Origin of the sequence: Prevotella conceptionensis 9403948, from assembly GCF_000312305.1 — a bacterium.
Lineage (GTDB): Bacteria > Bacteroidota > Bacteroidia > Bacteroidales > Bacteroidaceae > Prevotella > Prevotella conceptionensis.
Genome location: NZ_HE999506.1, coordinates 1 through 854, shown reverse-complemented (window position 1 = coordinate 854; position 854 = coordinate 1). Strand labels below are relative to the sequence as shown.

At 52.7% G+C, this 854-nt stretch carries 1 protein-coding gene; it reads left to right on the top strand.

The genetic code is table 11. The annotated features are described in order from the left end of the window. Nucleotides 1–186 precede the first annotated feature (186 nt). Nucleotides 187–854 (top strand): beta-ketoacyl synthase N-terminal-like domain-containing protein (locus tag BN93_RS15985; RefSeq protein WP_019189278.1); only part of this gene is annotated, 668 nt, incomplete at its 3' end.

Here is an 854-nt window from a genome sequence, read left to right as displayed (position 1 = left end):
AGTGATTAGCCTATTTAAGCATGGGCGGCAATAGGCTGAGATGTTTCCTCTAAGATGCTTAAAGTTGAAAGACCACCCTATATAAGAGGGAGGTAACGACTACACGATACGAATAAACAAGGCACACCACGCCCCTCTCCCCTTGGAGAGGGGTTGGGGGTGAGGCTTTCTTTAATATAAGAACAAATGCAAAAAAGAGTGGTAATAACGGGCATCGGCGTATGGGGATGCTTAGGAAAAAACACCGAAGAGACAACGGCCGCACTACGCGCAGGGCAATCGGGCATCGGGATTGACGAGGCCCGACTGACCTACGGCTACCAAAGCGCACTGACGGGCATCGTTGAACGACCCGTTTTGAAGGGCTTGCTTGACCGACGAATGCGCACGGGACTGCCCGAAGAAGGCGAATATGCCTTCATGGCTAGCCGGGAAGCCCTGGCTATGGCGGACATCGACGACGATTATCTGCTGGCCAACGAGGTGGGCTGCATCTTCGGCAACGACTCTTCTTCAACACCTGTCATCGAGGCGGCAGCCATCATGCGCGAGAAACACGACTCGCAACTGCTGGGTTCGGGTTACATCTTCCAGTCGATGAACTCGACGGTAACGATGAACCTAAGCACCATCTTCCATTTGCGCGGAATAAACTTCACCGTTAGTGCGGCCTGTGCCAGTGGCAGTCACGCTATCGGATTGGGTTACATGATGATAAAACAGGGTTTGCAGGGCATGGTGCTATGTGGTGGTGCACAAGAGGTTAATCTTTATTCAATGGCCACCTTCGATGCGCTTGGAGCCTTTTCAAAACGCATGGACGAACCGCAAAGTGCCTCGCGACCTTTCGACCG